The sequence below is a fragment of the Pseudofrankia sp. DC12 genome, assembly GCF_000966285.1.
Taxonomy (GTDB): domain Bacteria; phylum Actinomycetota; class Actinomycetes; order Frankiales; family Frankiaceae; genus Pseudofrankia.
On sequence record NZ_KQ031391.1, the window covers coordinates 3,162,228 to 3,185,953 of the forward strand.

The window sequence follows — 23,726 nt, forward strand, 5'->3', positions numbered from 1 at the left end:
CGCCATCCCCGACGATGCTGGACATCTCAGCCGAGCCGCAGCGCATTCCGCCGCCGTGTCCGCTAAGTCTGATTCGTACCACGGTCAGGTCGGAGCGGCTCACCCGCTCCAATCCCGCCGCTTTCGATTCGTTCGAATCTGAGTATGCTGGGGCAGGAGGTTGAAGACCATGGCCACTGGAGTATCCGAACGCACCATCCTTCCCCCGGACGAGTCCCTCGACGACCTGGTCGCACTCGTCAGGCAGATCAGCCGTACGGAGAACCACGCCGAACTGGTCGGATCCGGCGGATCACGCACCCCGCTTCCCGCAGCCGTCTACGACGTTCTCCAACACGTCGTCCTCGCGATGGCCCGCGGCCAGGCCGTCACCATCGCCCCTCATCACCAGCAGCTGACCACCCAGGAGGCGGCCGACATCCTCGGAGTCTCGCGCCCGACCCTGGTCAGGATGCTCGACGAGGGACGGATCCCCTACACCCAGCCCGGTCGACACCGCCGGCTCCTGCTGCACGATGTGCTGGCCTACCAGGAACTACGCCGAGCCGAGCGCGAGGCCGCCATGGACGAGCTGATCGCCATCTCCGAGGAGTTCGACGGCTACCACACGACCGAGAAGCCCTACCACCGCCCAGAAGCGCCATGACGTTCGCCGCGCTGCTAGACACGTGCGTCCTGTACCCCATGCACCTACGCGACAGCCTGCTCCGCCTCGCGATCGCCGATCTCTACCGCCCGCTGTGGTCACCGCACATCCTGCAGGAACTCCAAGGCGCGCTCGTCCGCCGAGGATCGGCGTCACCTGACCAGGCCAGCCGGATCATCGGGCTCCTGCGCGAGCACTTCCCCGAGGCGGAAGTACTCGGCTACGAGACGTTGATCCCCGCGATGGCCTGCCACGAGAAAGACCGCCACGTCCTCGCGGCCGCCGTCAAGGCGGGCGCAGGACTTCTGGTCACCGACAACATCTCCGACTTCCCGGCGGCATCGGCCCTACCCCACGGGGTCGAGGTGCTGACGGCCGACCAATTCCTCCTCGAACTTCTCGACACTTCACCACGCACGGTGATCACCGTGCTACGCAGGCAGGCCGACGGCTACAAGCGGGATCCCAAGACCCTCGACGGCCTCCTCGCCACCCTGAGCAGATCCGGCCTCGGGAGCTTCGCGAGCGAGGCCCACCGACTGATCTTCTAGGAGACAGCTGGCCGAACCGGAGCCGAGCTCAGGTGAAGATCCTTGCCGACCGCGAGCCGGCCGACAGTCCGTAGTCCGCGCATCAGGGTGTGGGCCGGCGTGCGTGGAACCCTCGACGCTCCTACCTGCTATGACCGCGCCTGGGTCTGATCGCGGCCCGGCGGTAGGGCCAGACGGGCGATGGCGATCGAGTGGCCGGACGGGCTGGCCTGGGTGGTCAGGGGTTCGTCGGTGTCTGGCATGGTCTGCGGCCTCTGATCAAAGATCACTATGTAGCCTGACGACAGGCCCAGGTGGTTCAGGTAGTCGTCGAGCTGGACGATCGCATCTTTGAGCGGGTTGGCCTGCCCGGCGCGGTGGGTCTTCACCTCGAACACCTCGCGCTGCTCGGCGCGGGTTCCGTCCCCGGCTGTGTAGCGCCAGCGGAGATAGAGGTCAGCGCGGCCGCCGCCGTTGGCGTACTCCCGGAACACGTCGCCGTCGCCATTGACGGCCCGGTCGAGCCAGGCGAACAGGAACGCGTGCGGGAGGGCCTCCGCATAGGGCCGCCCGTCGCCGAGCATCTTGCCGTGGGTACGCCAGAACGCGGCGAGACTGGTCAGCGCGCCCGGAACGTCGAACCGGCCGTCCGGGAGGACGAAGTCGCGCGCCGTGGGAAGCGCCGCCGGGCTGGGGACCACCTGCTCTGCGAGGGCTCGGGAGATCACCTCCGCGTAGATCGGGTTGGCGATCCGCGGGCCCTCCCCACCGTCTTCGGTGATCAGACCGAGGTCGCGGACGAAGGACCGGTCGTCGGAGTACTCCAGGTCGACCGGCTCCTGCGAGCCGGCGAGGACCGGCAGGAGGACCCGCTGCACCTCAGGCTCACGCAGCCGGCGCACCAGCGAGTCCAGATGACTCGGCCGGGCCTGGATGACCCGCTCCCGGGCGGTGTCGACCTGCTCGACCGTGACCGGCTCCGCCGCCGGGATCTTCATCCGGTCGACGATCTCCGCGGCCAGCGCGTTGACCAGCCAGGGCTGACCGCCAGTCAGCGCAAAGACGTGCGCGACGGCCTCGTCGGTGAAGACACGGCCGGTCTCCGCGGTGTGCTGGCCATAGAGCTCCCGCACCTCGTCAAGGGTGAAATCCCCGAGCCGCAGCGACTCGACAATGATGTTGAAAGGGCTTGGGCCGCCCGAGCGTTCCGGATTTCCACCAGAGGCGGTCCTATAGTCACGGACGTCCCGTAGGCCGCAGAGCGCGATCGAAGCCGGGAACGCCCCCGGACGATCTTCGAAGCCCTCCCGGATCTGGCTCAGCACGGCGACGAGCGTCGCACCCGTAAGCGAGTCGATCTCGTCTAGGAACAGCACGAGTGGCCGCGGGCAGAACTCGGCCCAGGCCGCGAGCGCACCGCCGAAGAGATCCCCGTCCGGGCCCTCGGGCCACACCGGCGGCCGCAGGTCCGCGGGAAGAGTGAGCCGGGCCTCTCGTCTGGCCTTCGCCAGGATGGCGCGGGTGGCGCCGCCGATGTCGTCGCCAAAAGCAGCGCCGCTCTGCAAAGAGAGCTTCACGGCCGCGTACTCCCCGCTGGCTGTCAGTCCGGCCGCGAGCGCGCGCAGGGTCGTCGTCTTCCCGGTCTGCCGCGGGGCGTGCACGAGGAAGTAGTGCTCGCGCGCCACGAGAGCCGGGACCTCGGGCAACCGCGCCGAAGCCGCGATCATGAAATGTTTCCCCGGAACGCAGGGCCCAGTGATGTTGAACCAGCGCGTCATCACTCACCCGCTTTCTCGCGCAAACGACCATGACCCGATCACCGCAACTGTACGGCGGTACACACCGGGTGATCGACGGGTCCCGCGCTACGACCCGGCCAGGCCAGGCCCGATACCCTGGGCGCGCATCCGCCCACGGCGGCCATCTCTGGCGATGCTGAAGATCTCAGCCGGGCAGCAGAGTCTTCCGTCACTGCGTCTGCTATGTCCGAAACGTACCGCGCGGATCTCCAACACGGCGCAGAACGTGGACCCTCGTGGCCGCTACGCGGCGGCCAACCACCGCCAAGACGGTTACGCTCCGAGGTCATGCAGCTGCGTGCGCCCGTTTCGGCGCGGGCCCGTCGCCTCGTCGTGGTGGGCGTCGTCAGCCTCTTCGCGACCATCGCGACCTTGCTCGCCGCCTGTCAGCCCCCAACGGTGGCGAACGCCGCCACCGGGTCATCGACCCGTCGGCCGCTGACCAACAACCAGCCGCTGACGATCGTCGCCCTCGGCGACTCGTACTCCTCCGGCGAGGGCAACGCACCCTTCGACACCGACGCCGCCACCTGTCACCGCGGCGCCAGCGCCTGGCCCAGGCTGCTCGGCCAACAGGCGGCCGGCTCGACGGTGAAGCTGCTCGCCTGCTCCGGCGCCAAGACCTACGCACTGACGAGCGCCTTCCACGGCCAGCCCGCCCAGATCACAGCCCTGAAGTCGTTGCTGGCCGCTGGGGTCCATCCAGACGTCGTGACGATCACGATCGGCGGCAACGACGCAAGCTTCGGCCCGACCATCGCCAGCTGCGTGATCTGGCGCTGCTTCTGGACGGGCCACGACAACACCAGCGTGGACTTCGTCGAGAACCAACTCCCCGGGCTTTTGCAGACCGCCTACCAGGGCATCAAGACCGCAGCCCCGAACGCCAGGATCCTCGTCGTCGGATACCCGGACATCTTCCCGAGCCGCAGCGACAACACCTGCAAATGGATGGCCAGCACCGAACGGACCCAGCTCGTCGGCCTCAACGACGACCTCGACCGAGTAGCCAAACGGGCCGCCGGGAAGGCCGGCGTCGAGTACGTCTCGACAGCCAACACCCTCAACGGCCATCGCCTGTGCACCACCGACTCCTGGCTCTACCCGGTCGAACTACTCGGCACGGGCACAACAGCCAGCGCCCACCCCAACGCCCAAGGCGAGCAGGCCATCGCCGACGCCGTCTACGGCTACCTCTTCAAGGGCAAGTAGCCAGCGGCGACCGACCGTTCGATCTCGCCATCCTCGGCCCGGCCGCGTACCGCTCAGCCGACGAGGATCACCTTTACTCCGACCGCGTCATAGGTTCCGCGCGCGCGTGCATCCCTTGTCGCGAGAGCCAGGCCGTGCTCCCTGGCGGCAAGCGCCACAAGCCCGTCGTACACGGCGCCCCCGGCGACGCCGAGCTGGCTCAAAGTCGTGTGGACCTTCTGGGCCTGCGGGCCGCTCAGCGTCAGCGGCGCGGCGAACCTGGCGTCGAGCAGGCGCGCCGCGTCCGGCCCGGACAACCGCGCGTCGCCCGGCAGTCTGGTGAGTACCGAGTAGGTCTCCGCCAAGGCATGCCCACTGAGTGTGAGCTGCTGACGGCCCCACCAGCGCACCACGTCGCCGTGATGCTGATGGGAGCGGACGAGGAGAGGGACGGCGACGCTTGTATCGACGGCGATGGTCACTTACGTCCCGCGTCGATGAGGCCGAACAGCACGTCGTCGTCGACAGGCGTGTCGCCGGCCGACACGAGCACGCCGTTCTCCTCGACGAGACGGGCGGTCCTGCCGGCCGGCAGGACCTGCACACCGGCCCCGTAAGGCGAGATGTCGACCTTCGTGCCGGGCAGCAGGCCGAGCGCGTCGCGGATGGACTTGGGCAGCACGATCCGGCCCGCCTGATCCACCACAGCTTCCATGGGAAGACGGTACCATTCCGATCCCAGTCGCGCGGACCGCTAACGGACCAGGCACGCGAGGCCCTCTGTGTGTACGGGTGTCCGCCGAGTTCGGCGACTCGGCCTACCTTGTCGCCTGACGGCCCCGCGCGGACTACCGAGCATCCTCGCGATCCCCGATGTAGGACATGATGTTCTACACTTGCCACGTGGAGAGAGTCGGCGTGCGGGAACTCAACCAGAACACCAGCCAGGTCGTCGACCGCGTCCGGCGCGGCGAGACGATCGAGATCACCGACCGGGGCCGCCCCGTCGCGCGGCTGGTGCCCGTCAGCCGTGGCACAGCCGCGCTCGACCGCCTGGTCGCCGAGGGCCGCGCGATCCCGCCCACGGCCGCTGGGCCGATACCCATGCCGCCGATCCTGGGCGATGGCTCGGCCAGCGCAGCTCTGATCGCCATGCGCGACGAGGAACGCTGGTGATCTACCTGGATTCGGCGGCCGTGGTGAAGCTTGTCGTCGCCGAACCGGAAAGCCCGGCACTCGTCGACTGGCTCAATGCCCGCGAGGACCTGCCGCGGTTTACCTCCGCACTGGCGGAGGTGGAGGTCACGCGCGCGATCAGACGAGCGGCCCCGCAGGCGGTGGGACGCGTTCCACGGGTACTGGAGCGGATGTACCGCCTGGAAATCGACGCCAACGTACGCACCGTCGCGGCCGCTTTCGACGACCCGCTCCTGCGATCTCTCGACGCGATTCACCTGGCCACCGCGCTGCGGCTGGCCGACGAGAACGACACCCCGCTGGACGCGTTCGTCACCTACGACAAGCGCCTGCTCGAAGCCGCGCGCCGAGCCGACCTCCCGACCGCGTCACCAGACCTTCACTCCGCCACAGGAAGCTGACCCCCTGCCAGCCCGACGGAGGCCCACCGACGGGCTCCAAGCCGAGATGCTCCTACGAGTGGAGATGAGGCGGTAGCGCGCGGCAAGGACGAACCTCCGTGGCTATCTGAGGGCTCGAACCTCCTGGAAGGGGGACTTGGGGTGAAGTACCACACGCTGATCGAGCTGAAGGTGGACGCACCGGTAGCCGTCCTCGACGCGCTCAGCGATCAGCTCGCGGAAGCTCTCTACGACCTGCATGACGTGATCGACCCTGACCTTGGCGCGACGTTGACCACTGGTCGTCTCGACGTGTCGATGGTCGTCGAGGCCGACACTCTTGAGGCTGCCCTGACGAAGGCCGCGACCGCCACACGCGCGGCTGTTCACGCCGTCGGCGCCGCCACCCCTGGCTGGGAAGACCTGATCCGCGAGATCGGGGCCGAAGCGAAGGCTCTCACCGACGCCTGATCGGGAGCACGGTGCGCACCAGGCGCGAAACCCTCTGGACCAGCCTGCTCCAGCCCGGAACGGAACCCGGCGACGACAAGGAGACCGACGGCCGTGCCGGCTCTGGATCACAGACGGCGATGGTCACCTGCGCCCGGCGTCGTCGACGCCGAACAGCACGTCGTCGTCGACAGGCGGGTCGCCGGCCGACACGAGCACGCCGTCCTCCTCGACGAGACGCGCGGTCCTGCCGGCCGGCAGGACACGCACGCCGGCCCCGTAAGGCGAGATGTCGACCTTCGTGCCGGGTAGCAGGCCGAGCGCGTCGCGGATGGACTTGGGCAGCACGATCCGGCCCGCCTGATCCACAACAGCTTCCATGGGAAGACGGTACGAGGTTCCTCGCTGTGACCTGGGTCCCGTTGCCTGTCCGGCCTCGTTGCGATGCCGGTTCGCGTAGACCGTGCGTGACATCGTGAGGCGTGTCCCGAACTCTGGTCCGGCTCCCGCGGCAGTTCCGTTCGGTCCCACCCGCGCCGGCCGGCCCCACCATCGTCGACGGACCGGATCGACGCGGCTTCCCGAGCCGAGCGCTCCGACGCACGGCAGCGGCCCTGGCAGTCCTCTTTCTACTGTTCATCGGCGCGACGCTGGCGATCATCGTCTTCCCACCGACCGACCGGCCAGCGCCCGCGAATGCGATCTTGATGCTGGGCGGGGACGGCCACCGACGCGACCGCGCACTGGAGCTGGCCCGCGCGGGCTACGCGCCCGTGCTGGTGCTTTCCACGCCGAACACGCGGGACTGCCCAACCGTCCCGAACGTCAAGGTGATCTGTTTCCGACCGGACCCGTTCACGACCCAGGGCGAGGCCCGAGAGGCCGGCCGGCTCGCGGCACGGTACGGCTGGACCCGCATGATCTTCGTAACGGACCGCTCGCAGAACGTCCGAGCCAGGCTGCGCATCGACCGCTGCTACCCCGGCAAGAAGATCATGGTCAGCGTCGACCCGCCCCTCCACGACTGGCCCCGCCTCATCGCCTACCAGTGGAGCGCGATGGTCAAGGCCTTGGTCTGGCAACGAGGCTGCTGACCCGGATGCAGCTGAGCCGCCAGCGTCGCGACGCTGCTCTCGTCCCGACCAACCTGTACAAACTCCTCGATCGCGGGAAGATCGCCTGCCACCGCGTCGGCCGCGACACCGCATCCGTCTACGCGACCTCGCTAACGTCGATCGGCAGCAGATCGTCGGATCACCTACCTGACTGACGCGTTCAGGGGCGCGGCGGTCACCGGCAGGACGTCCTACCTGCGCCGGGCGCTGGCACCCGCGGCCGGAAGGCTCGATGGCGGTCGAGCAAGCTCCCACGTCGTTATCCACAGGCCGCAAGATCGCCCGCCGATGTCAGCCACCGCTCGGCTACGCTGCGCAGAAAGATCGGCTTGTCACCGATGGGGGGCGCCATGCGCGAGGACGAGGGCCGCTACAGACCCGTGTCCCGGCCGTACGTTCGGCGCTTCGAGTACCGCTACACCGAACACGTCTTCGACAAGATGCAGCTCGTCGACATCTCCCTGAGCGAGTTCGAACGCCTGCTCGGCGGTGGGGAGGTCATCGAGGAGGCAGCCGGCGGCCCGTTCGTCGTCAAGGAGCTGGTCTTGCTGATCGAATGGCTCCGCCCGCTCCACGTAGTCGTCGCTCTTGACGAGCGGCGGCGGCGGGAGACACTGGTGACCGTGTACGAACCCTATCCGACCGAGTGGTCGGAGGACTTCCGGAGGAGGCGGTAGTGCGTTGTGATTCGTGCGGAAACGGCGAGATCCGTCTCGGGCGGAAGCCGAAGGTGGTGCAACGGAGCGGCCGAGTGGCTGTGGTGACGGACATCCCGGTCGAGGAGTGCGCGTCGTGCGGGATGTCGTGGCTGGATGGTCCGGTGGCCCGGCGGGTTGACGACCTGTTCCGCGACATGCTGGCGACCGACGCCGTGGCGATCCGTCCCTACAGCGACGCCAAGGCGGTCGCCTGACCGGTCGCCACGGAGCTGCCAGTGACACACAGGTTGGAAGGCGCGATGGCGACGACGAAGGTGGGGATCCGTGAGTTCCGGGCCGGCCTTGCGGACTACATCGCCCGCGTTCAACCGGTCGCCGTCACCCGGCACGGCCAGACGGTAGGGTTCTTCATCCCAACGAGGACCGACCTGGCCGCGGAGATCGCCGCGCTGAGGTCGGCAGCGGCTCAACTCGACGAGGTGCTGGCCCTGGACGACGCTGAGATCGACGAACTCGTCGAGGACTACAAGGAAGCCCGACGCGGGTAGCTACCAATGGCCGTCGTACCGGCCTCCGTCGGGTGGAACCCCGCCAGGTGGTTGCCGAAAACGACGGCTACAGCTGAGTGATGTCGATCTCGACCGGGAAGGGAGCGGGAGCCTTGACTACGCCCGTGAAGACGCCGGCGTCCCGATAGGTCCTGGTCGCCGGGTCGAGAACGTAGGTGTACACGAGCGGAACCCCTCCGGCAGGCTGCTCGACGCGCCAGTAGTATGTGATGCCCGCTCGGGCGTACTCCCCGGCCTTGACGAACCTGTCCGTCGACTCAGAACCCGGCGAGACGATCTCGGCAACAAGCAGCACATGCTCGGGCCGGGCCGGCATCACGTCGAGCGTGTCGGCGCGGTAGACGACGACGTCAGGCCGGCGGTTGGTCAACGGCACGTCCTGGAGCCGGAGATCGAAGTCGCTGTCGGCGTTCCAGTCCAACCCTCCGGCCGCGTCCAGCGCGTTCGTGATGATCCTGACCAGCCGGTTATGCCGCCTGGTGGCGCTCGGGCTCACGACGACCATCCCGTCCACGATCTCGACGCCCGCGCACTGCTCCTCGGACCAGGAGCCGTACTGCTCCGCCGTGACCTGCTGGTGCATCCAGGCGGGAGCGATCATCTCCGCGGTGATGGCGCACCTCCTCAGCCGACACGACCAGCCAGTACTACAGGTCAGCGTAGCGCCGTCGTCCGGCTCGTCCCGGCTCGCTGGCAGGACGAGCGAGATACGCCCGCGCCCGAGACGGCGGCGGCCCCACTGACCGCGGCGCGCGTACAGAGAGGCATGCGACCTCGGCCGCCATCCGAGACGTCGATGGCCGACTACCCGCCCTGACCGGCCGGTGGTAGGTCATTCGCCGTTTCGGGCGGTCTTCCACGTCGTCTCGAGCCAGTCCAGGTCCGCCTGGTCGCGGGAGCGGGCCTTGGCGGCGGCGGTGAACAGCTCGGCGGTCTTGTCCAGGACGAGGGTGTAGGGGCGGCCCTGCCGCCTCGTGAGGTGGCTGACCGGCAGCTCGGCGGCGTCGATCCGGCCGTGGACGTGCTGGCGGCGGTCCTTGGCGAGCGGCCACTCGAGCGTGCGCCGGTCGCGGGCGGCCAGGAACTGGCGCAGCGTGGTGCACAGCTCGCAGGCACAGCCCCCGGCCGCCAGCTCGATCGACCAGTCGTCGGACGCCCGCTGGGGCCGCGCGAGCCGGGACCGCAGCCAGGCCGCGCAGTCGGCGGCCAGCGCGCCGAAGACCGCCGCCGCGCTCCCGGCCCGCCCCGCACTGGCGCGCAGCGCGGGCACCGCGAGCGCGGTGGCCCCGTCGCCCCCTCGGCGCAGACAGTCACGCATTGCCTCCCGGGTGCTCGCCACCCCGACGGCGGCGCTCGCCGCCAGGACGGCGGCGACGGGCCCGGCCAGCTCTTCGAGTGCCTGCTCACGGGCGGACGGCGACGACGACCGGAACGCTGTGCCGACCGTCCCGGTGACCCACTGCTCGGCAAGGCCGAGAAGTGACCTCGCGGCCGCCTGGCAGCTGGGGCCGGGCGCCGCGTGCAGCCCCGAGCACAGGCCCACGAGCTGCTCGGTCAGCCACGTGCGCCGTTCACCTCTGCCGGAGTACGACCAGGCCGGCTTCTGCTGACCGGACCAAAGCCGCAGCAGTGCCGTGGCCCACGGTTCGCCAAAGCGGGTGACGAGCCGTCCGAGCCCCTCGACGTGGTCGGCGGTCAGGTATTCGAGCTGGAACGGCCGCAGCAGCATTGTCGCCGCCGCCTCGTCCGCCAGGGCGTCCGCCGTCCGCAGCGCCGGGCCGAGGAGGCCGCGGACCAGTCGGCCGGCCCCGGGAGAGGCCACCGCCAGCGCGCCGTCCCAGAACGGCTCGAGCGTTGCCGCCGCGTTCCGCGCACCGGCATGGTCACCGGCGGAGGCCATCGCGGCGAGCTGTTCGAGCGCCCACGCGGGCGAGGATCTCGCCCGGTTCGCGAACGCCTGCTCCCGGGGCCAGACGACGACCGCGGCCCGGTGGTACCAGCGGTCCAGGGTGTTGCCCCAGTTGCCCATGTAGCCCTCGTACTCCGAGGCATGCGGCTCGAAGTCCTCGGCGCTGGCGGAGTCGCACACCTCGGCGTCGTCGACGTCGAGCAAGATCTGCTCGCCGCGCCCACCGTCGGGGCCGGTCCAGTAGGTGAGCGTGACCGTCTCGTCGATCAGCTCCTGGATGTCGTAGTCGCCGTCCTCCGCGTCGTCGCCGTCCTCCGCGTCCTCGCCGTCGTCCCAGTACCGGTCCTGGTACTCGAGGTCGTCGGCCTCGTAGGCGCTGTGGGTCGTCTTCACGTCGGCGAGCGCGAGCACGGCCTCGCAGCCGGCCCGCTCCACCGCGGCCCGCAGCATCGCCACCCGGCGGACGTCGGCACCCTTGAGCGCGGACCAGCCCAGCGACCGGGGCGTGTACTCGTGGTCGAGCAGGTAGACCAGCCGGCCCGGCGGATCCGCGACCCGGCCTCCGTAGGTGGGCGTCGGCGTCGTGAAGTGCTCGCGCAGCAGCGTCCCGAGGCCTCGGACGGTCGCCTCGTCTCCCTGCGGGGCGCTCTCGTCGCGCCGGGCCAGCAGGTTGTAGGTCAGGGCGACCCGGTAGCCCGTGCGCACCTCGGTCACCTCGTGCCGGCAGTCGGCGTAGAAGGCGACGATCGACAGGTCGGTCTCCGAGCCGGGGAAGCGCTGTTCCTCACCGCCGTGGCGCACCACCAGCTCGCCGCCGCTGTGGACCGACGGCAGCGTCACCACGACCGTGCCGACCATCAGGTCGTTCTTCTCGCTGTCCTGGTGCGGCAGGAAGAACTGGTCCGCCTCGTAGACCAGCAGAGAGTGCGGCTCGGCGGACAGCTCGGCATCGTCCGGGATGCCCATCTCGACCTGGGCGCGCTTGAGGAGGAGGGCCATCACCTCGTCGTCCCAGACGGCCCGCGCGAGGTGCTTCGGGACCTCCCACGTGTGCCGCACCGCCGGGTCGGTCAGCGTCTCCTCGCCACGGCCGAACCGGGCGGGCTGAGCGATCCCGATGAGCTGGCGGGCCACGGCGGCGCTGATGGGCAGCGGGATCGGCCCGACGCCCTCGACCTCCAGGGCCAGATCGCCTGTCCGGGTCGTCGACGCCGACCAGAAATCGGCCCGCGCCTCAGCGCGCAACGCCTCGGCCAGCGCGGCGCGCGCCGACGTCGTCCCCATCCACGGCCTCCACACGTGTCCCCACACAGACAGAAGATCCAGGCGGAACCATAGAGGAGCCGGGAGGAGCCGCCGCAAGGGACCGCCCCTCCTGTGGCGTCACATACCTCGCTACCCCCTCCCTTCTGTGGTGGCATTGACTCCCAGACCCCCCGTCTCTGTGGTGCCTTGGCTGAGATCAGCCCAGGCGAGACGACGAGCTCGCCGCATCCTCGCTGACGCGAACCCGTGGTGGGCGAGCGCGGCGGCCGGCACGGATCCGACGGCGTGGACCCGTGCCAACCGCACCCTGCGCGATCGGGCCAGCCAGGGGCCCGAGAAGACCACGGCCCCACTGGTCACGGCGCAGGTATCGAAGCTGGTTTGAGGCCTGCCTTGGCCGGCGTGTCAGGCGCCGAGTGGCTCACTGATAGTGGTAGCGGCAGGCGATGACGGTGATCTGGCCGGGCTCAACCGCGTAAACCAGTCGATGTTCGTCATCGATCCGGCGTGAGCGCAGCCCGGCCAGGTTGTTGCGCAACAGCTCAGGCTTGCCGATCCCCGGCCCCTCGGGATCCCGTTTGATGTCCGCGATCAACACGTTGATCCGCTTAAGTGTCTTCCGGTCCTGGCCCTGCCAGTAGAGGTAGTCATCCCAGGCGTGGTCGGTCCAGATCAGCTTCACTCGTCGGGATCCAGCAACCGTTCGACCGCATCGCCCGAGCGCCACTGCTCCACGCTCTCCATCAGCCGCCTGGCATTGGCCGGGGTGCGCAGCAGGTAGTTGGTCTCGACGATCGAGTCCCAGTCCTCCTTGCTCACGAGCACCGCGTTCCCACGCTTCGAGACGATCTCGACAGGCGTGTGATCGGCATTGACCTGCTCGATCAGCGGGAACAGAGTCTTCCGCGCCTCGCTGGCGCTGATCGCCGCCGCCATGGCGTCCTCCGATCCAGAGCTTGCCGAATGTTGTACCAGATACGGTACAAGAACTCGGCGGCTACGTCGATGACGGCGACCCTGCCGGCCCAGCTCCTGGGGCGCCAAGCGACGCTCCAGCCGGAGGGCCGGCGGCCTGATCGGACGTGCATACTACAGCACTGGTTACTTCGACACTGGTGGGTCATGCAGTACCATGTACCGACTTCGAGTTCCGCCTCGTCGCGGCACGAGGGGTGCGACGGCACGAGGGGTGCGACGGCACGAGGGGTGCGACGGCACGAAGGGTGCGACGGCACGAAGGGTGCGCCATGATGAAGGGAGCTGACGTGGGCGAGTTGGCAACCGGAGTCGTGGAGGAGGCATCCGTGGCTACCCATGGGAAGCCTGTCATGCCTTCAGCCGAGGAAGCCGCCGCGCTCGTCCTGCTGGCCGACGTCTTGGCGAATGGCGACGGCTCGGAGAGCCGAGGGCCGCTGCCGTACCGCCTGGTCGGCGGACAGCACGAGGCGGAATTGCCCGAGTCGGTTGTCGAGGTTCTGCGACAGGTGGCGGCGGCAATGGCGGCGGGACGAGCGGTGTCCGTCGTCATCCTGGACAGCGAGCTCACGGTCCGCGAGGCCGCCGAGTTGCTGGGCGTCCCACGCGCCGAAATGGTCAGGCTTCTGGACATCGGTGAGATTCCGTTCACCCGGCCGCGGTCGAGCCGCCGGGTTCGACTGGACGGCCTGCTGGCCTACAAGGAACGGCTCGGGCGCCGCCGACGGGAACTGCTCGACGAGATGACCGCCGATGCCATGACCGAAGGCACCTACGGCATGTCATCTGAGAACTGGGCGAACGGCGCGGCATGAGAGCCGGCGGAACAGCGCTCGAACGGCCGCGAACCGCGCATTCCTGGCTGTGACCGTCGCCGTCCTGGGCGCGGGTACCGAAGCCAGCTTGAGACTTGCCTTGTGGCGGCGCCACCACAAGGTTCCGCCGCCAGGCGGTATGAAGGGCCGCGACCGCCACGATCAGGCACCCGGTCCGTGGGCCGCGCGGCGGAATGTCGGGTTGTCGGGGTAGTCGCGCGCGGCGGCCCGAAAGATCTTCCGCCTGCCGGCAGTCGCACGGCCGTTGCGGAGCTCCGCGCCGACCTCGCTCCACCAGTCCCGCGCGTTCACGCCAGCGCCGAAGACGGGCAGCAGGTCGGCCCGGATGCCAGCCCGCCTCAGCAGTGCCCCGACCGCCGACGCGGACTGGTACGCGCCGGCGAGCGCCGCTATCTCGTCGTCGGACAGTCCCACCGGCTCGCCGTTCGGGCCTGGCGGATCCTCCGACGCAGGCCGGCCGGCGTCCGGCGCGGCACCTCCGTCTGCCGGCAAGTGATCACCCGCCCGCGCGTAGTCGCCGACGGCGACATTCTTCACCCCGCGGATGTTGCCAAACGAGTATTTCGACACGTCAGACACCGTTCAGCTCCCTGCTGTCCCGTCCTTCGGCTTGTCCGGGCCCGCGGGCCCGCTGGGCCGCCGCCCGCCCGGCGGGCTGGTGCCACCGCCGGCGCCCGGCGGCCGCTCCCGCCCGTCCCCGGCCCGGCTGTTCGTGCCGATCGCGACGTTGTCGCCGACGACGTCGCCGAACAGGTAGCTGGTGATGTTGTTGACGATGGTCCGCCGGCGGTCGGTCAGGTCGGAGGTGTCGACGCCCCGGGCGTCGAAGAACTCCTCCAAGGCGGCGAGCAGCCGGTCCTGGAGGCGGGCGACCTGGCCTTGCTCGTCGATGTGTGAGTTGTAGTACCGGTGCTCGTCGCGGGCGACAGCCTCCCGCAGCGAGTACGCGAGCCCGTAGTCGAAGCGGCGCAGCCGGCGAAGCGCGCGGGCGTCGCGCGCGGGCGTCGCGCGCGGACCGCCGCCGGTGGCCGAGCTCCTCGGCGAGCCCGGCCCCGCATTTGCGGGGGCTGGCGAACAGGGCGCCCAGGGTCTGCCGAGCGGCCGAGCGCAGAATGTCCCAGGCCCTCTCGCGGGGGCCGACCAGGCCGGAGACGTCACCGAGCCAGGACTCGTCGACCGGTAGCAGGCCGTGCGCGGAGACCTCGACCATCAACAAGTTCGCGCTGAGCTCCGCCCGGACGAACATGGTGACCACCAGCTCGCCGTCCCAGCCGGTCAGCTGGAGGCAGAGGTACGCGCGCCTTTTGGGGTGCGGGCTGTGCAGCTCCTCGAGCAGCCGGTCGTGGGGCAGCTCGGTGACCGGCGGCCGCGCCCGGTCGGGGACCAGATCGCGGAATCCGCCGACGGCCATGCCATCGACGTAGAGCCGGTGGCCGCACCAGAGACCCGAGATCTTTACGCTGGCGGCCGACGTCCGCAGGAAACGGTGCAGCGCGGCGACGTCGATAGGCTCGGGAGTCGCCCGGTCGCCGTCGCCGCTGTCCTTGCCGCGGGTGACGTCGACGACGATGGGAAAGCCGCCGAGCCGGTCTCCCGAGCCGACGAACGGGTCCTTCTTGCGCATTTTTCCATAAATGACGACATTCGCGGACTCAGTGCGGCGGGCGCGGTCCAGAATCCACCTCGGCAGCGGCCGGGCCAGATCGAACGGGCTGTTCGCCCGGTTGAGCAGGGCCGCCGCCTTCGCCACGCCGATCGCCAGGTCGGCGACGACGGTGAGCCAGGCGACGACGAGGCCGCCGGCGAGCACCAGCAGGTCCGCCCAGGGCAGCGACGCGCCGCCCCGGACGAGCAGGACCGAGCCGGCCGCCACGACGGCGACCAGTACGGCCAGCGCCAGCGCGCCCTGCTCCGAGCTGACCTGCCGCCACAGCAGCCCGAGCACCCGCCGGACGGTGACCGGTTCGTCGCCCCGCCACTGCCGCAGCGCCGACCGCCCGCCGACCGCCCGCCGACCGCCGCGCCGACGACGAGGACGGCGATAAGGAGTGCGACGTGGTCGCCGAACCGCAATCCCATATCAACCAGCACGGCGGCGGGAGTTCCGACGAGCAGGAGCAGCAGGACGCCGTCCCGGGTACGGCGCCGTCGGCGGGAGTCCAACGCGTGCTGCAGTACCGCGGGAAGGTTCACCGAGTAGCACGGCGCCCAGGCCCGGTGCCGTTCCCGAATGGTCCTCGAGAGCACCAGGTCGGTCAGCGGGTTCGAGAGGTGGACCGCGGCGCACAGGGAACGGGTCGGCGGGCTGTCGATCGCGTCGCCGTAGTCGTCGGCCGGAAACACGCCGGTGGCAGTCGGCGGATCGGCCTCCGGTTCGAGGAATGGCGGGTCGACGGTGGCCGGGCCGGCGGCACGGCGAGATGGGCTCCAGAGCGCCATGGTTACCCCCGCATCCAGGTCGCGCAGGCCCAGAGGCCGGCCTGACGATGGAAGACCCGGCGGTGGCGCTTCTACGAGTGCCGACAGCGGTGCCGGGTGGGGGCCGGTTCACGAACCTGGCCAAAGTGTAGGGCTCCATGTGCGACTGGATCCCATTCTTTTCCTATATTCAGTTGGACAGGTATTGATACTCCCGAGCGCTACCGTAGCCCGTTCCGGGCGACGGCGACGGACCGAGGGCCTGGCAGGCTGGTCGACGACCTAGGCATCCGTGTGGAGGACATCCCGCCAGTCAGCCGGACGCCGCCTGGCCGCTGGGTGCAGGCCCGGCCCCGCACCCTGCGGGCATCGCGTCGTTGATGTAGTTGCTGGAGACCTGGAAGTCGGCGAAGTCGGCGTACTGGTCGGTGGGGCTTGCCCAGGTGGTGTCGGCGCCGCCGAAGAAGGTCGAGAAGAACAGGCCGTCGATCTGGAGGGACGCGCTGTCGCGGAACAGCAGGTTGTCGACCCGCAGGGCCTGCCGGCCGTCCATCCAGACCGTGATCGACCCGTCGGCCTTGCCCGGAGTGTTCAGACGGACCCGCTGCTGCATCGTCACCCACTGGCCCGGTGGAAAGCTCCAGCTTCCGGTGCCGATGTTGGTGCCGTGCACCTGCGAGGACGGTAGATAGGCGTATACCTCGCCGGCGCCCCCGGCCCGCCACATGTACCGGGTGGACAGGCCGTTGGAGCCGTCGGGGATGTTGCCGCCCGCCACGTGGTCGCCGCCGAACAGGCCGGGCAGTTTCCCGCCCTTGTTGAACTGGAAGCCCAGCGGGAATCGAATCCGGTAGCTGAGATGCAGGACGTCGGTCGGGCCGGATTTCAGCAGCAGGTAGACCTGCGCCCCACCGGTCGGCGCGTCCTCGTTGCGGACCGAGAGCTGGCTGGCCGAGCCCGCCGGGTAGCGGACCCGCAGGTACGTCGGCACGCACCGGTCGCCGCTGGCGACCAGGCGCACCTTGTCGAGGTTGAACGAGCCGCGGGACCGCATGACCAGGTCGTCCCCGAAGAACCGGGCCAGCGGCTCGGCCGGCGAGCCCGGCGAGCCCGGTGAGCCTGGCGAGGCTGGCTCGTCGGCGACGGCCGGCCCGGACCGCGACGCCGTCGGCGCGGATGTGGGCGCCGTGCTGGATGGACCGCCCTGGGGCCGGCCACCGGAACAGGCGGCCAGCCCGGCGAGGGCGGGCAGCACGACGAGAGTCACCCCGCGGAGCAGCCGCGACCGCCGGGCACTGGACCCGGGTCCCGCCAGCCGGGTCGGCTCGGTCATCGCAGGACGGCCCGCAGGGCTGGGCCGAGAAACGGCGCCAGCAGCGTCGCATACGTACCGGTGACATGGCTGTTGTCGGCGTAGACGACGGCATTGCCGATGACCGGTGGACACAGGTCGCGGACGCACAGCCAGGGCAGCGGGTCGATCAGCGTCGCGCCGCCGGCCAGCGCGCCGCGGTTCTCGACCTCACGCTGCGGCTCGGCGATCTTCGACTTCTGGATGGTCACCATGCAGGACGCGACGTTCGTCGGGTGGCTGGCCAGGCAGTCCGGTACCTCGAAGCCGGGGAACGGGGTGTCGGCCAGGAACGCGACCTTCGCGCCGGTCGCCCGCAGCGTGCGCACCAGGTCGGTCGTCGCGCCCGGCCCGGCGGGAATCGCCTGGACTCTCGCCTCCGAGCCGATCACGACCAGGCTCGGGTGCAGCGCCGCGATCCGGGCGAACACGGCGTCCCGCCAGGCATAGCACTCGGTGTATACCCGCTTGAGCTCGTCCAGGTAGAAGTTCGGGTAGTAGGGCGCTGGGCACCCACCTTTGGTGTACGGGACGAGTCGCCAGTGGGATTCCTTCGCGATCGCGTCCAGGGTGTTGAACCACTGGTTGGCGTGCGAGTCGCCGAACAGCACGACCGTCGACGACCCGGTCGGGTCACCGGCCACGCAGTCGACCGGCGTGCTGGACCTGATCGGCGTCCGGCACCTGTTCCCGCCGAGGTCGCCGGCCGCCTTCGCGAGCGACGGCGTCAGGCTCGCCGGCAGGTCCCGCAGCTGGGCCGACTGGGTGATCAGCGGCGTCAACGAGCTCGTGCCGACGCCCACGAACCGGGGCTGCGTCGTGATCCCGGCGGCCGTGGGCGCCGTGGGCGGAGCGCCGGCCGCGTCCAGCGCGCGCAGCGGTCCGCTGGCACCGCCGCCGGGCACCGTGTCGACGGCGGTCACCAGCAGCGCGAGCCCGGCGGCCGCGACAGCCAGCGCACCTCCGAGGCCGAGGCCCAGCGCCGGCCGGCGGACCAGCAGCGGCCTGGTCCTGACCGGGTTCTCCACCAGAAGGTAGGTGAGCCAGGCGAGCACCAGGGACACCCCGAGCGCCGCCAGCTTCTGGACGGTGGTGAACGGGTGGCCGGCGGCTTCCGGCCAGATCCGCAGCACCGGCCAGTGCCACAGGTACCACGAGTAGCTGAGCCGGCCGATCATCCGCAGCGGCGCACGGCCCAGCAGCAGTTCGGCCCCCTTCCGAGGCGCCGCGCAGCCACCCGCCACCACCAGCGCGGCCGCCCCGACGGGAAGCACCGCGGCCAGGCCTGGGTAGGCCGTGTCGTCGCCGTAGGTGAAGGCGGCGACGGCGACGCCGGCCAGGCCCAGCCAGGTGAGCTGGCTGGACAACGCCCGGCCCATCCGCTCGAAGGCCGGCGCCCAGACCGCGACCAGCGCGCCGAGGCCCAGCTCCCAGGCGCGGGTGTGACCGCCGAAGTAGGCCCACGGAGCGGACCGGGCCGTCACCACCACGCTGAGCAGCAGCGATCCGGCGACGATCGCGAGCAGCACGAGCGCCACCGGGCCGCCACTGGGAGCGGGGCGGTCCGCCGGGCCGGCGCCGGCCTGGTGCGCTCCCGCCCGGTTCCGGCGGGCACCGAGCGCCGTGGCACCCGGAGTGACCAGCGTGAGCAGCAACGGCCAGACGAGGTAGAACTGCTCCTCCACCGCGAGCGACCAGTAGTGCTGCAGCGGTGACAGCGGGTCAGCGGACTGGAAGTAGTCGGTGCCGCTGTTGGCGAGCCGGAGGTTCACCGCCGAGAACGCGGCGTAGACGGCGTCCCAGGCGACGTCCCGGACGCGCAGCGGCGAGAGCCAGGCCCAGGACGCGAGGACCGTCGCCACGATCACCACCGCGGCCGCGGGCAGGATTCGCCGGGCCCGGCGCGCGTAGAAGCGGCGGAACGAGATCCGGCCCCGGGCCGCCCGCTCGCGCAGCAGCTGCTGGGTGATAAGGAATCCGGAGATCACGAAGAAGACGTCGACGCCGACGAAGCCACCGGGGACGCCGAGATCCGAGTGCCCCAGGACCACGAGCAGCACGGCGACGGCGCGCAGGCCCTCGATGTCCGGCCGGAACTCGCGGGACCGCCGGTTGGCGCCAGCCGCGGCACCGGTACCCGCCTGCGACGTGCCGCGTTCGCCGGCCGGCCCGACGGCGGCCGGCCCGACGGCGGGCGGCCCGACGGCGGGCGGACGCTCTGGGACCGGACTGGCGGCGGACCCGCCGCCAGCGGCGTCCGAGGCCGGTGGGCTGTCGGGGCTCCGGCCAGCCTGCCGCTCCGTCGCGTCCGGGCAGCGCGCGGACGGGACGGACGGAGCGAACAGGCGGATCTCCGGAGGCCTAGACACCGATGGTCGCCGCCGAGGAGTGTCGCCCGCGGCCGGCGGCGCGTCCCCGCCGCCGGCGCAGCCTGCGGGTGAGGCCGATCAGCACGGCGATCGTCACCGGCACCGGCGACCAGATCACGGCGAGCCGCCGGGGCAGCCAGGTGTCTCCGTTGCCGCTGACCTTGTTGCCCGCCAGCGAGATCCCCTGCGACGCGAGCTGGTTGCCAGAGATCTCGTTCCCGCGAAGGGTCACGCCCTCGTCGCCGCCGTCGCCGCGGACCATGACGCCGATCCGGTTGTGGGTGACGGTGTTGTCCGCCAGCAGGTTGTTCGGCGACGAGGCGAGTACCAGCCCGTCACCCCGGTTCCCGGTGACGGAGTTGCCGACGATGCGGTTACCGGTGCTCTCGGCGTCCATCATGATGCCGTTCAGGTAGTTGTCCCGCGCGACGTTGTCCTCGACCACGCTGTCGGTGACGTTGTCCGAGAAGATGATCCCGTGGCGGCCGTTGTGCTCGCTCAGGTTCTGCCGGACCACGATCCGGGTCGAGCTCGAGTGCGGGTCCACGCCGTAGAGCGCGTTGTCGTGCAGCCAGTTGTTGGCGATCGTCACGTCGTGCGCGGCATCGGTGTAGGTCGCGATGAACGTGTGGTCGACCTCGCTGTTGGTGATGCTTCCGCTGGCACCGTCGGTCCAGGAGACGCCATAGGAGCTGTTCCAGTCCCGACCGAGGGTGCTGAGGTGACTGTGGGAGATGATCAGCTGAGACCGGCTGGCCGCGACGATGAAGGGCTGCCGCTGGTCGACCGCCCGCTGCTCGGGGTCCGGGTTCGGTGCGCTGGGCCGGATGCTGACCCCGTCGATGGCGAGCGTTCCGCTCTCCGCACCCAGCAGGACGCCGCGCCGGGACTCCAGCACCAGGCTCGTGACGGGCGCGTCGATCGTGAACGACGTCTGGCCGACGACGACCAGCGCGGCGTGCAGCACCGCGTGGCCCTTCCCGTCGTACTCCAGCCAGTCCGGGTCGTTGACGACCGACGCCAGCTGGGGCAGGGCGGTGACCGAGTCCCGCAGCGGGAAGCTGTGCCGGACCTGGCCGCCGACCAGCAGGTCGACGCCGGCCGGGCTGATCGAGATCGCCCGGATCGACGGGTCCGGCCTGCTGCTCCGGGTGTCGATGGTGTTCGGCTGCAGGCCGCCCTCGACGTTGCTGATCGGGTCGTAGGACGGCGTGTAGGCGTGCCGGTGGAAGAACTCGGACGTCGACGCGAGGCCCTGGTAGTGACGCCCGACCGTCACGGTCAGCACGCCCGCGGCGACCAAAGTCATGACCGTCACCAGCAGGTAGACGCCGCGGCCACGGGTGCCGGCGGCCGTGGCCCTGGCGGCGCGCGCGGCGGCCCGGCGGGCTCCGCCGGACCTCGCCGCCCCACCACCGACCTCGTCGGCGGTGCCCGACCGCTGGACCGGGACGCGGACCGTCTCGGTCTGGTCCGTGCCCTCGTGGGCTCGCCTGGACGGGCCGGTCATCAGGCGGCCCCGCGGACGAGCGGACGGCTGGACTCGCGCTGCCCGCTGGTCGCCGCGGTCTTGGCGATCACCTCGAAGCTGCGCGGGTTGCCCAGGTAGAGCGTGACGATCAGCGCGACGATCGTGAACGTCGCCGTGACCGGGGAGAGCACCACCGCGGCGGCCGTCTGCGCCACCCGGTTCCACCAGAACTGCGCGGTGGTCTGCTCCGCCGTCCGCAGGCCGGCGTTCACCCAGCCGGACAGCGCGAAGTTCACCAGCCAGATCACGAGCGAGCACCAGAACAGCGAGTGCGCCCAGCCGGGCAGGTCGATCGTGTGGGTGAGGATCAGCGCCACGGACGTACCGGAGGCGAAGAAGGTGAACAGGCTGAGGAAATAGCGGATCGCGATCCGGGTCGCGGCGCCGCGCGGGAGCACGTCCCGGTTGACGATCGCGTGGATGTTGCCCCACATCCACCGGCGGCGCTGCTTGAAGTAGGCCTGCCAGGTCCACGGGGAGGTGAGCTGGATGTACTCGTGGAAGAAGCCCCAGCGCAGCCCCTTCGCCGCCGCGTTGCAGCCGAAGGTCAGGTCCTCCGAGGCGAAGATCCGCCAGTTCCAGGTGACGGTCTCCTCGGTGTAGCCGGTGATCGTCAGGCCTTCGCCGTGCACGAACAGCGGCTTGCCGAAGATGCCCTGGAACGACGAGCAGTACGTCATGCAGTTGTGGAACCGCAGGTCGTCGACGTGGCTGAGCAGGAAGTGGCGCAGCGGGCGGACGCCATAGCCGATCCGCGGGGCGGTCACGCCCTGGCAGATGTCGTAGTCGCCAGCGTAGGCGGTCTCCAGGTACTCCCAGGTCGGCGACGTGTCGTCGTCCAGAAATGTGATCTTCGTGTCGCCCTGGTTGAAGCCGAGCTGCTGGCGGACCAGCCGGCTGTACTCGAGCGCCCGGGCCTTGTACTGGGCAACGCACTCGAACTCCACGGGCACCGTGACGACGCGGTCGGCGTCCGGGTACACGTCGTCGTTGCCCGGCTCGTTCACCACCCAGAGCTGGTAGTTCATCGTCATCGGGTAGTCGCGGATCTCCCGGATGATCTCGTTCACCCGGTCCTGCTCGCGGCCCACGGTCGTGATCTGGATGATGTAGCGGCTGAACAGGCCGGGGTTCTCCTTGTAGGCGGAGTGGAACCACCACTCCCCGACCGCGAGGATGAACACCTCGATCAGCGGGCGCAGGAAGGCGACCAGGCCGAGCCACGGAAGCCAGTGCTTCACCGGCCACCTCCCGAACCAGCCGGGCCGGCTGTCGGGCCAGTTGCCGGGCGGCCTGTCGGGCCGCCCGTCGGCCGGGTTGTCGGGCCGCCCGTCGGGCGGGTTGTCGGGCCGCCCGTCGGGCGGGTTGTCGGGCCGGCTGTCTGGCGGGTTGTCGGGCCGGCTGTCTGGCGGTAGTCGGCGGGGGTCATCGCGCCGGGCTTTCCGCTGCCCTGGCGGAGAGCCGGCCGCCGGTCGACTGCTCGGGAATCTCGATCCGCGGCGGCCCGCCCGTCACCGCGCCAGCCGCGGCCGGCCCGGGGCCGGCCGACGGGCTCCCGACGAACCGGTCGTTCACCTCGATCACCGCGCGCAGCAGCGGCATCTCGATGTCGAGAGTGTCGGCGAAGCCGAGGAACGCCATGGTGTCCTTCGGCAGGCACGCCCCACCGTAGGGCGCGCCACCGCGGATCCCGTAGGCGGGGTTGAACGACGCCTCCGCCGAGCGGGCCACCGTGTCGGCGATCTCGGCCAGGTCGAGGCCGGCCCGTTGCGCGACGGTGTGCATCTCGTTCCAGAACGAGATCTTGGTTGCGTTGAAGATGTTGTGCGCGCACTTGATGAACTCCGCGGTCATCGGCTCGGCGAAGACCCGCAGCTCGCCGCCGAACGGGGCGAACAGCTCGGCCAGCCGCTCGCGGACCCGCCTGTTGCGTGCACCGACGACGGTCATCCGGGGCCAGCGGAAATCCGCGGCGGCGGAGGCCGCGCGCAGGAACTCCGGGCTGCTCGCCAGCAGGAAGCCCTCGTCCTGGCGCAGCCCGGACTCCCGTTCCAGGACCGGGCCGACGAGACCCTCTGTGGTCCCCGGTGTCACCGTCGAACGGACAACGACCGTGTGCACCGCAGCGGCCTCGCGCAGCGCCCTGCCGACGGCGCGGGTGCCTTCCAGGAACGCGGTGAGGTCGTAGCGTGTGCCGTCGTTCGGCGTCGGCAGCGTCAGAAAGATGTAACCCGCTTCCTCGGCGGCGAGGCCGAGCCGGGCGCGAGCGTCCAGGCCCCAGGCGGTGAGGTCCTCGACGCGTTGGGGCGAGACGTCGACAAAGGTGACGCGGTGGCCGGCCTCGACGAAACCACGGCCGGTGGCCGTGCCGACGACACCGGACCCGATGACAAATATTCTCACTGGTTCACTCCTCGGACGCGCTGGTCCCGCGGCGCGCCGGTCGTCATGGGTGGCGCCAGGCCGGGCTGTTGCTGCTGCTCGGGCGACGGCCAGCGGAGTTGGACTGGCAGCCGAAGAACCGCGACCCGTCGC

General features: G+C 70.3%; 26 protein-coding genes and 1 pseudogene. 11 read left to right on the forward strand and 16 right to left on the reverse strand.

Annotated elements, in window-relative coordinates:
• Positions 1–169: 169 nt before the first annotated feature.
• Complete coding sequence (locus FRADC12_RS12505) at positions 170–646, forward strand: excisionase family DNA-binding protein (RefSeq protein ID WP_045876773.1); 477 nt, start codon at positions 170–172, stop codon at positions 644–646.
• Positions 643–1,197, forward strand: coding sequence for a PIN domain-containing protein (locus FRADC12_RS12510; protein ID WP_045876774.1), 555 nt, complete (start codon positions 643–645; stop codon positions 1,195–1,197). Before FRADC12_RS12505 ends, FRADC12_RS12510 begins: the two co-directional genes overlap by 4 nt.
• A gap of 128 nt (positions 1,198–1,325) precedes the next feature.
• Here FRADC12_RS12510 and FRADC12_RS12515 read toward each other — a convergent pair whose 3' ends face one another.
• Positions 1,326–2,903: an ATP-binding protein gene (locus FRADC12_RS12515; RefSeq protein WP_084010637.1), complete on the reverse strand. Its 1,578-nt coding sequence runs from the start codon at positions 2,901–2,903 to the stop codon at positions 1,326–1,328.
• 360 nt (positions 2,904–3,263) lie between these two features.
• Here FRADC12_RS12515 and FRADC12_RS12520 point away from each other — a divergent pair, with 360 nt between their 5' ends.
• The gene (locus tag FRADC12_RS12520; RefSeq protein ID WP_045876775.1) at positions 3,264–4,187 is read left to right on the forward strand and encodes an SGNH/GDSL hydrolase family protein; all 924 of its coding nucleotides are present in this window, start codon (positions 3,264–3,266) and stop codon (positions 4,185–4,187) included.
• A gap of 53 nt (positions 4,188–4,240) precedes the next feature.
• Here FRADC12_RS12520 and FRADC12_RS12525 read toward each other — a convergent pair whose 3' ends face one another.
• Both FRADC12_RS12525 and FRADC12_RS12530 read right to left on the reverse strand, forming a co-directional pair.
• On the reverse strand, positions 4,241–4,648 hold the full coding sequence (locus FRADC12_RS12525) for a type II toxin-antitoxin system VapC family toxin (RefSeq protein WP_045876776.1): 408 nt from the start codon (positions 4,646–4,648) through the stop codon (positions 4,241–4,243).
• Positions 4,645–4,869 carry an AbrB/MazE/SpoVT family DNA-binding domain-containing protein gene (locus FRADC12_RS12530; protein WP_232303756.1) on the reverse strand — a complete coding sequence of 75 codons (225 nt, stop codon included), beginning with the start codon at positions 4,867–4,869 and terminating at the stop codon, positions 4,645–4,647. Before FRADC12_RS12530 ends, FRADC12_RS12525 begins: the two co-directional genes overlap by 4 nt.
• A gap of 200 nt (positions 4,870–5,069) precedes the next feature.
• Here FRADC12_RS12530 and FRADC12_RS12535 point away from each other — a divergent pair, with 200 nt between their 5' ends.
• The 3 genes from FRADC12_RS12535 (at position 5,070) to FRADC12_RS12545 (ending at position 6,214) form a co-directional block, all read left to right on the forward strand.
• Positions 5,070–5,342 (forward strand): type II toxin-antitoxin system Phd/YefM family antitoxin, encoded by a 273-nt coding sequence (locus tag FRADC12_RS12535; protein ID WP_045876778.1) that lies wholly within the window; start codon positions 5,070–5,072, stop codon positions 5,340–5,342.
• The gene (locus tag FRADC12_RS12540) at positions 5,339–5,764 is read left to right on the forward strand and encodes a type II toxin-antitoxin system VapC family toxin (RefSeq protein WP_045876779.1); all 426 of its coding nucleotides are present in this window, start codon (positions 5,339–5,341) and stop codon (positions 5,762–5,764) included. The genes FRADC12_RS12535 and FRADC12_RS12540 overlap by 4 nt, the downstream gene beginning before the upstream one ends.
• A 141-nt stretch (positions 5,765–5,905) precedes the next feature.
• Positions 5,906–6,214, forward strand: a complete 309-nt coding sequence (locus FRADC12_RS12545; protein ID WP_052710875.1) for a hypothetical protein — start codon at positions 5,906–5,908, stop codon at positions 6,212–6,214.
• Between the two features lie 123 nt (positions 6,215–6,337).
• Here the strand turns inward: FRADC12_RS12545 and FRADC12_RS12550 are convergent, their stop codons facing one another.
• The gene (locus tag FRADC12_RS12550; RefSeq protein ID WP_232303757.1) at positions 6,338–6,562 is read right to left on the reverse strand and encodes an AbrB/MazE/SpoVT family DNA-binding domain-containing protein; all 225 of its coding nucleotides are present in this window, start codon (positions 6,560–6,562) and stop codon (positions 6,338–6,340) included.
• Between the two features lie 338 nt (positions 6,563–6,900).
• On the opposite strand from FRADC12_RS12550, the gene FRADC12_RS33080 reads away from it, so the two are divergent.
• From FRADC12_RS33080 to FRADC12_RS12565, 4 genes are all read left to right on the forward strand, one after another.
• On the forward strand, positions 6,901–7,287 hold the full coding sequence (locus FRADC12_RS33080; protein WP_232303758.1) for a YdcF family protein: 387 nt from the start codon (positions 6,901–6,903) through the stop codon (positions 7,285–7,287).
• A 371-nt stretch (positions 7,288–7,658) separates the two neighbouring features.
• Positions 7,659–7,985 carry a DUF4258 domain-containing protein gene (locus tag FRADC12_RS12560; RefSeq protein WP_045876781.1) on the forward strand — a complete coding sequence of 109 codons (327 nt, stop codon included), beginning with the start codon at positions 7,659–7,661 and terminating at the stop codon, positions 7,983–7,985.
• A complete protein-coding gene (locus FRADC12_RS29680; RefSeq protein ID WP_198152884.1) occupies positions 7,985–8,221 on the forward strand; it encodes a YgiT-type zinc finger protein in 237 nt (78 codons plus the stop codon). The genes FRADC12_RS12560 and FRADC12_RS29680 overlap by 1 nt, the downstream gene beginning before the upstream one ends.
• 45 nt (positions 8,222–8,266) lie before the next feature.
• Entirely contained in the window at positions 8,267–8,515 is a 249-nt protein-coding gene (locus FRADC12_RS12565) for a hypothetical protein (protein WP_045879505.1), read from the forward strand.
• 67 nt (positions 8,516–8,582) lie between these two features.
• Here FRADC12_RS12565 and FRADC12_RS12570 read toward each other — a convergent pair whose 3' ends face one another.
• From FRADC12_RS12570 to FRADC12_RS12585, 4 genes are all read right to left on the reverse strand, one after another.
• A complete protein-coding gene (locus tag FRADC12_RS12570) occupies positions 8,583–9,137 on the reverse strand; it encodes a Uma2 family endonuclease (RefSeq protein WP_045876782.1) in 555 nt (184 codons plus the stop codon).
• Positions 9,138–9,368: 231 nt separating this feature from the next.
• The gene (locus FRADC12_RS12575; protein WP_052710876.1) at positions 9,369–11,729 is read right to left on the reverse strand and encodes a 2OG-Fe(II) oxygenase; all 2,361 of its coding nucleotides are present in this window, start codon (positions 11,727–11,729) and stop codon (positions 9,369–9,371) included.
• Positions 11,730–12,132: 403 nt separating this feature from the next.
• Positions 12,133–12,393: a Txe/YoeB family addiction module toxin gene (locus FRADC12_RS12580; RefSeq protein ID WP_045876783.1), complete on the reverse strand. Its 261-nt coding sequence runs from the start codon at positions 12,391–12,393 to the stop codon at positions 12,133–12,135.
• On the reverse strand, positions 12,390–12,647 hold the full coding sequence (locus FRADC12_RS12585) for a type II toxin-antitoxin system Phd/YefM family antitoxin (protein ID WP_045876784.1): 258 nt from the start codon (positions 12,645–12,647) through the stop codon (positions 12,390–12,392). Before FRADC12_RS12585 ends, FRADC12_RS12580 begins: the two co-directional genes overlap by 4 nt.
• 329 nt (positions 12,648–12,976) lie before the next feature.
• Here FRADC12_RS12585 and FRADC12_RS12590 point away from each other — a divergent pair, with 329 nt between their 5' ends.
• The gene (locus FRADC12_RS12590) at positions 12,977–13,501 is read left to right on the forward strand and encodes an excisionase family DNA-binding protein (protein WP_198152885.1); all 525 of its coding nucleotides are present in this window, start codon (positions 12,977–12,979) and stop codon (positions 13,499–13,501) included.
• A gap of 162 nt (positions 13,502–13,663) precedes the next feature.
• Here the strand turns inward: FRADC12_RS12590 and FRADC12_RS28375 are convergent, their stop codons facing one another.
• The 8 genes and pseudogenes from FRADC12_RS28375 to FRADC12_RS12625 all read right to left on the reverse strand — a co-directional run bounded on the left by FRADC12_RS28375 (position 13,664) and on the right by FRADC12_RS12625 (position 23,594).
• Positions 13,664–14,101 (reverse strand): effector-associated domain EAD1-containing protein, encoded by a 438-nt coding sequence (locus tag FRADC12_RS28375; protein WP_157488831.1) that lies wholly within the window; start codon positions 14,099–14,101, stop codon positions 13,664–13,666.
• A 3-nt stretch (positions 14,102–14,104) separates the two neighbouring features.
• A complete protein-coding gene (locus FRADC12_RS34885) occupies positions 14,105–14,494 on the reverse strand; it encodes an AbeC-like domain-containing protein (protein ID WP_502685308.1) in 390 nt (129 codons plus the stop codon).
• Positions 14,495–14,501: 7 nt separating this feature from the next.
• Positions 14,502–15,146: pseudogene (locus FRADC12_RS34890) on the reverse strand (AbeC-like domain-containing protein); the annotation flags it as partial.
• Positions 15,147–16,253: 1,107 nt separating this feature from the next.
• On the reverse strand, positions 16,254–17,273 hold the full coding sequence (locus FRADC12_RS12605) for a polysaccharide lyase (protein WP_045876786.1): 1,020 nt from the start codon (positions 17,271–17,273) through the stop codon (positions 16,254–16,256).
• Positions 17,270–19,660: an acyltransferase family protein gene (locus tag FRADC12_RS12610; protein WP_045876787.1), complete on the reverse strand. Its 2,391-nt coding sequence runs from the start codon at positions 19,658–19,660 to the stop codon at positions 17,270–17,272. Before FRADC12_RS12610 ends, FRADC12_RS12605 begins: the two co-directional genes overlap by 4 nt.
• Complete coding sequence (locus FRADC12_RS12615) at positions 19,653–21,170, reverse strand: right-handed parallel beta-helix repeat-containing protein (RefSeq protein WP_045876788.1); 1,518 nt, start codon at positions 21,168–21,170, stop codon at positions 19,653–19,655. Before FRADC12_RS12615 ends, FRADC12_RS12610 begins: the two co-directional genes overlap by 8 nt.
• Positions 21,170–22,432, reverse strand: a complete 1,263-nt coding sequence (locus FRADC12_RS12620; RefSeq protein WP_045876789.1) for a glycosyltransferase family 2 protein — start codon at positions 22,430–22,432, stop codon at positions 21,170–21,172. The genes FRADC12_RS12615 and FRADC12_RS12620 overlap by 1 nt, the downstream gene beginning before the upstream one ends.
• Positions 22,433–22,616: 184 nt before the next feature.
• The gene (locus FRADC12_RS12625; RefSeq protein ID WP_045876790.1) at positions 22,617–23,594 is read right to left on the reverse strand and encodes an NAD(P)-binding domain-containing protein; all 978 of its coding nucleotides are present in this window, start codon (positions 23,592–23,594) and stop codon (positions 22,617–22,619) included.
• Between the last annotated feature and the right edge of the window lie 132 nt (positions 23,595–23,726).

Coding starts and splice junctions, on each gene's coding strand:
- FRADC12_RS12505 (WP_045876773.1), top strand. CDS start 170: ATGGCCACTGGAGTATCCGAACGCACCATCCTTCCCCCGGACGAGTCC.
- FRADC12_RS33080 (WP_232303758.1), top strand. CDS start 6,901: ATGCTGGGCGGGGACGGCCACCGACGCGACCGCGCACTGGAGCTGGCC.
- FRADC12_RS12510 (WP_045876774.1), top strand. CDS start 643: ATGACGTTCGCCGCGCTGCTAGACACGTGCGTCCTGTACCCCATGCAC.
- FRADC12_RS12520 (WP_045876775.1), top strand. CDS start 3,264: ATGCAGCTGCGTGCGCCCGTTTCGGCGCGGGCCCGTCGCCTCGTCGTG.
- FRADC12_RS12575 (WP_052710876.1), bottom strand. CDS start 11,729: ATGGGGACGACGTCGGCGCGCGCCGCGCTGGCCGAGGCGTTGCGCGCT.
- FRADC12_RS12585 (WP_045876784.1), bottom strand. CDS start 12,647: ATGGCGGCGGCGATCAGCGCCAGCGAGGCGCGGAAGACTCTGTTCCCG.
- FRADC12_RS12570 (WP_045876782.1), bottom strand. CDS start 9,137: ATGATCGCTCCCGCCTGGATGCACCAGCAGGTCACGGCGGAGCAGTAC.
- FRADC12_RS12560 (WP_045876781.1), top strand. CDS start 7,659: ATGCGCGAGGACGAGGGCCGCTACAGACCCGTGTCCCGGCCGTACGTT.
- FRADC12_RS12615 (WP_045876788.1), bottom strand. CDS start 21,170: ATGACCGGCCCGTCCAGGCGAGCCCACGAGGGCACGGACCAGACCGAG.
- FRADC12_RS12565 (WP_045879505.1), top strand. CDS start 8,267: ATGGCGACGACGAAGGTGGGGATCCGTGAGTTCCGGGCCGGCCTTGCG.
- FRADC12_RS12515 (WP_084010637.1), bottom strand. CDS start 2,903: ATGATCGCGGCTTCGGCGCGGTTGCCCGAGGTCCCGGCTCTCGTGGCG.
- FRADC12_RS12605 (WP_045876786.1), bottom strand. CDS start 17,273: ATGACCGAGCCGACCCGGCTGGCGGGACCCGGGTCCAGTGCCCGGCGG.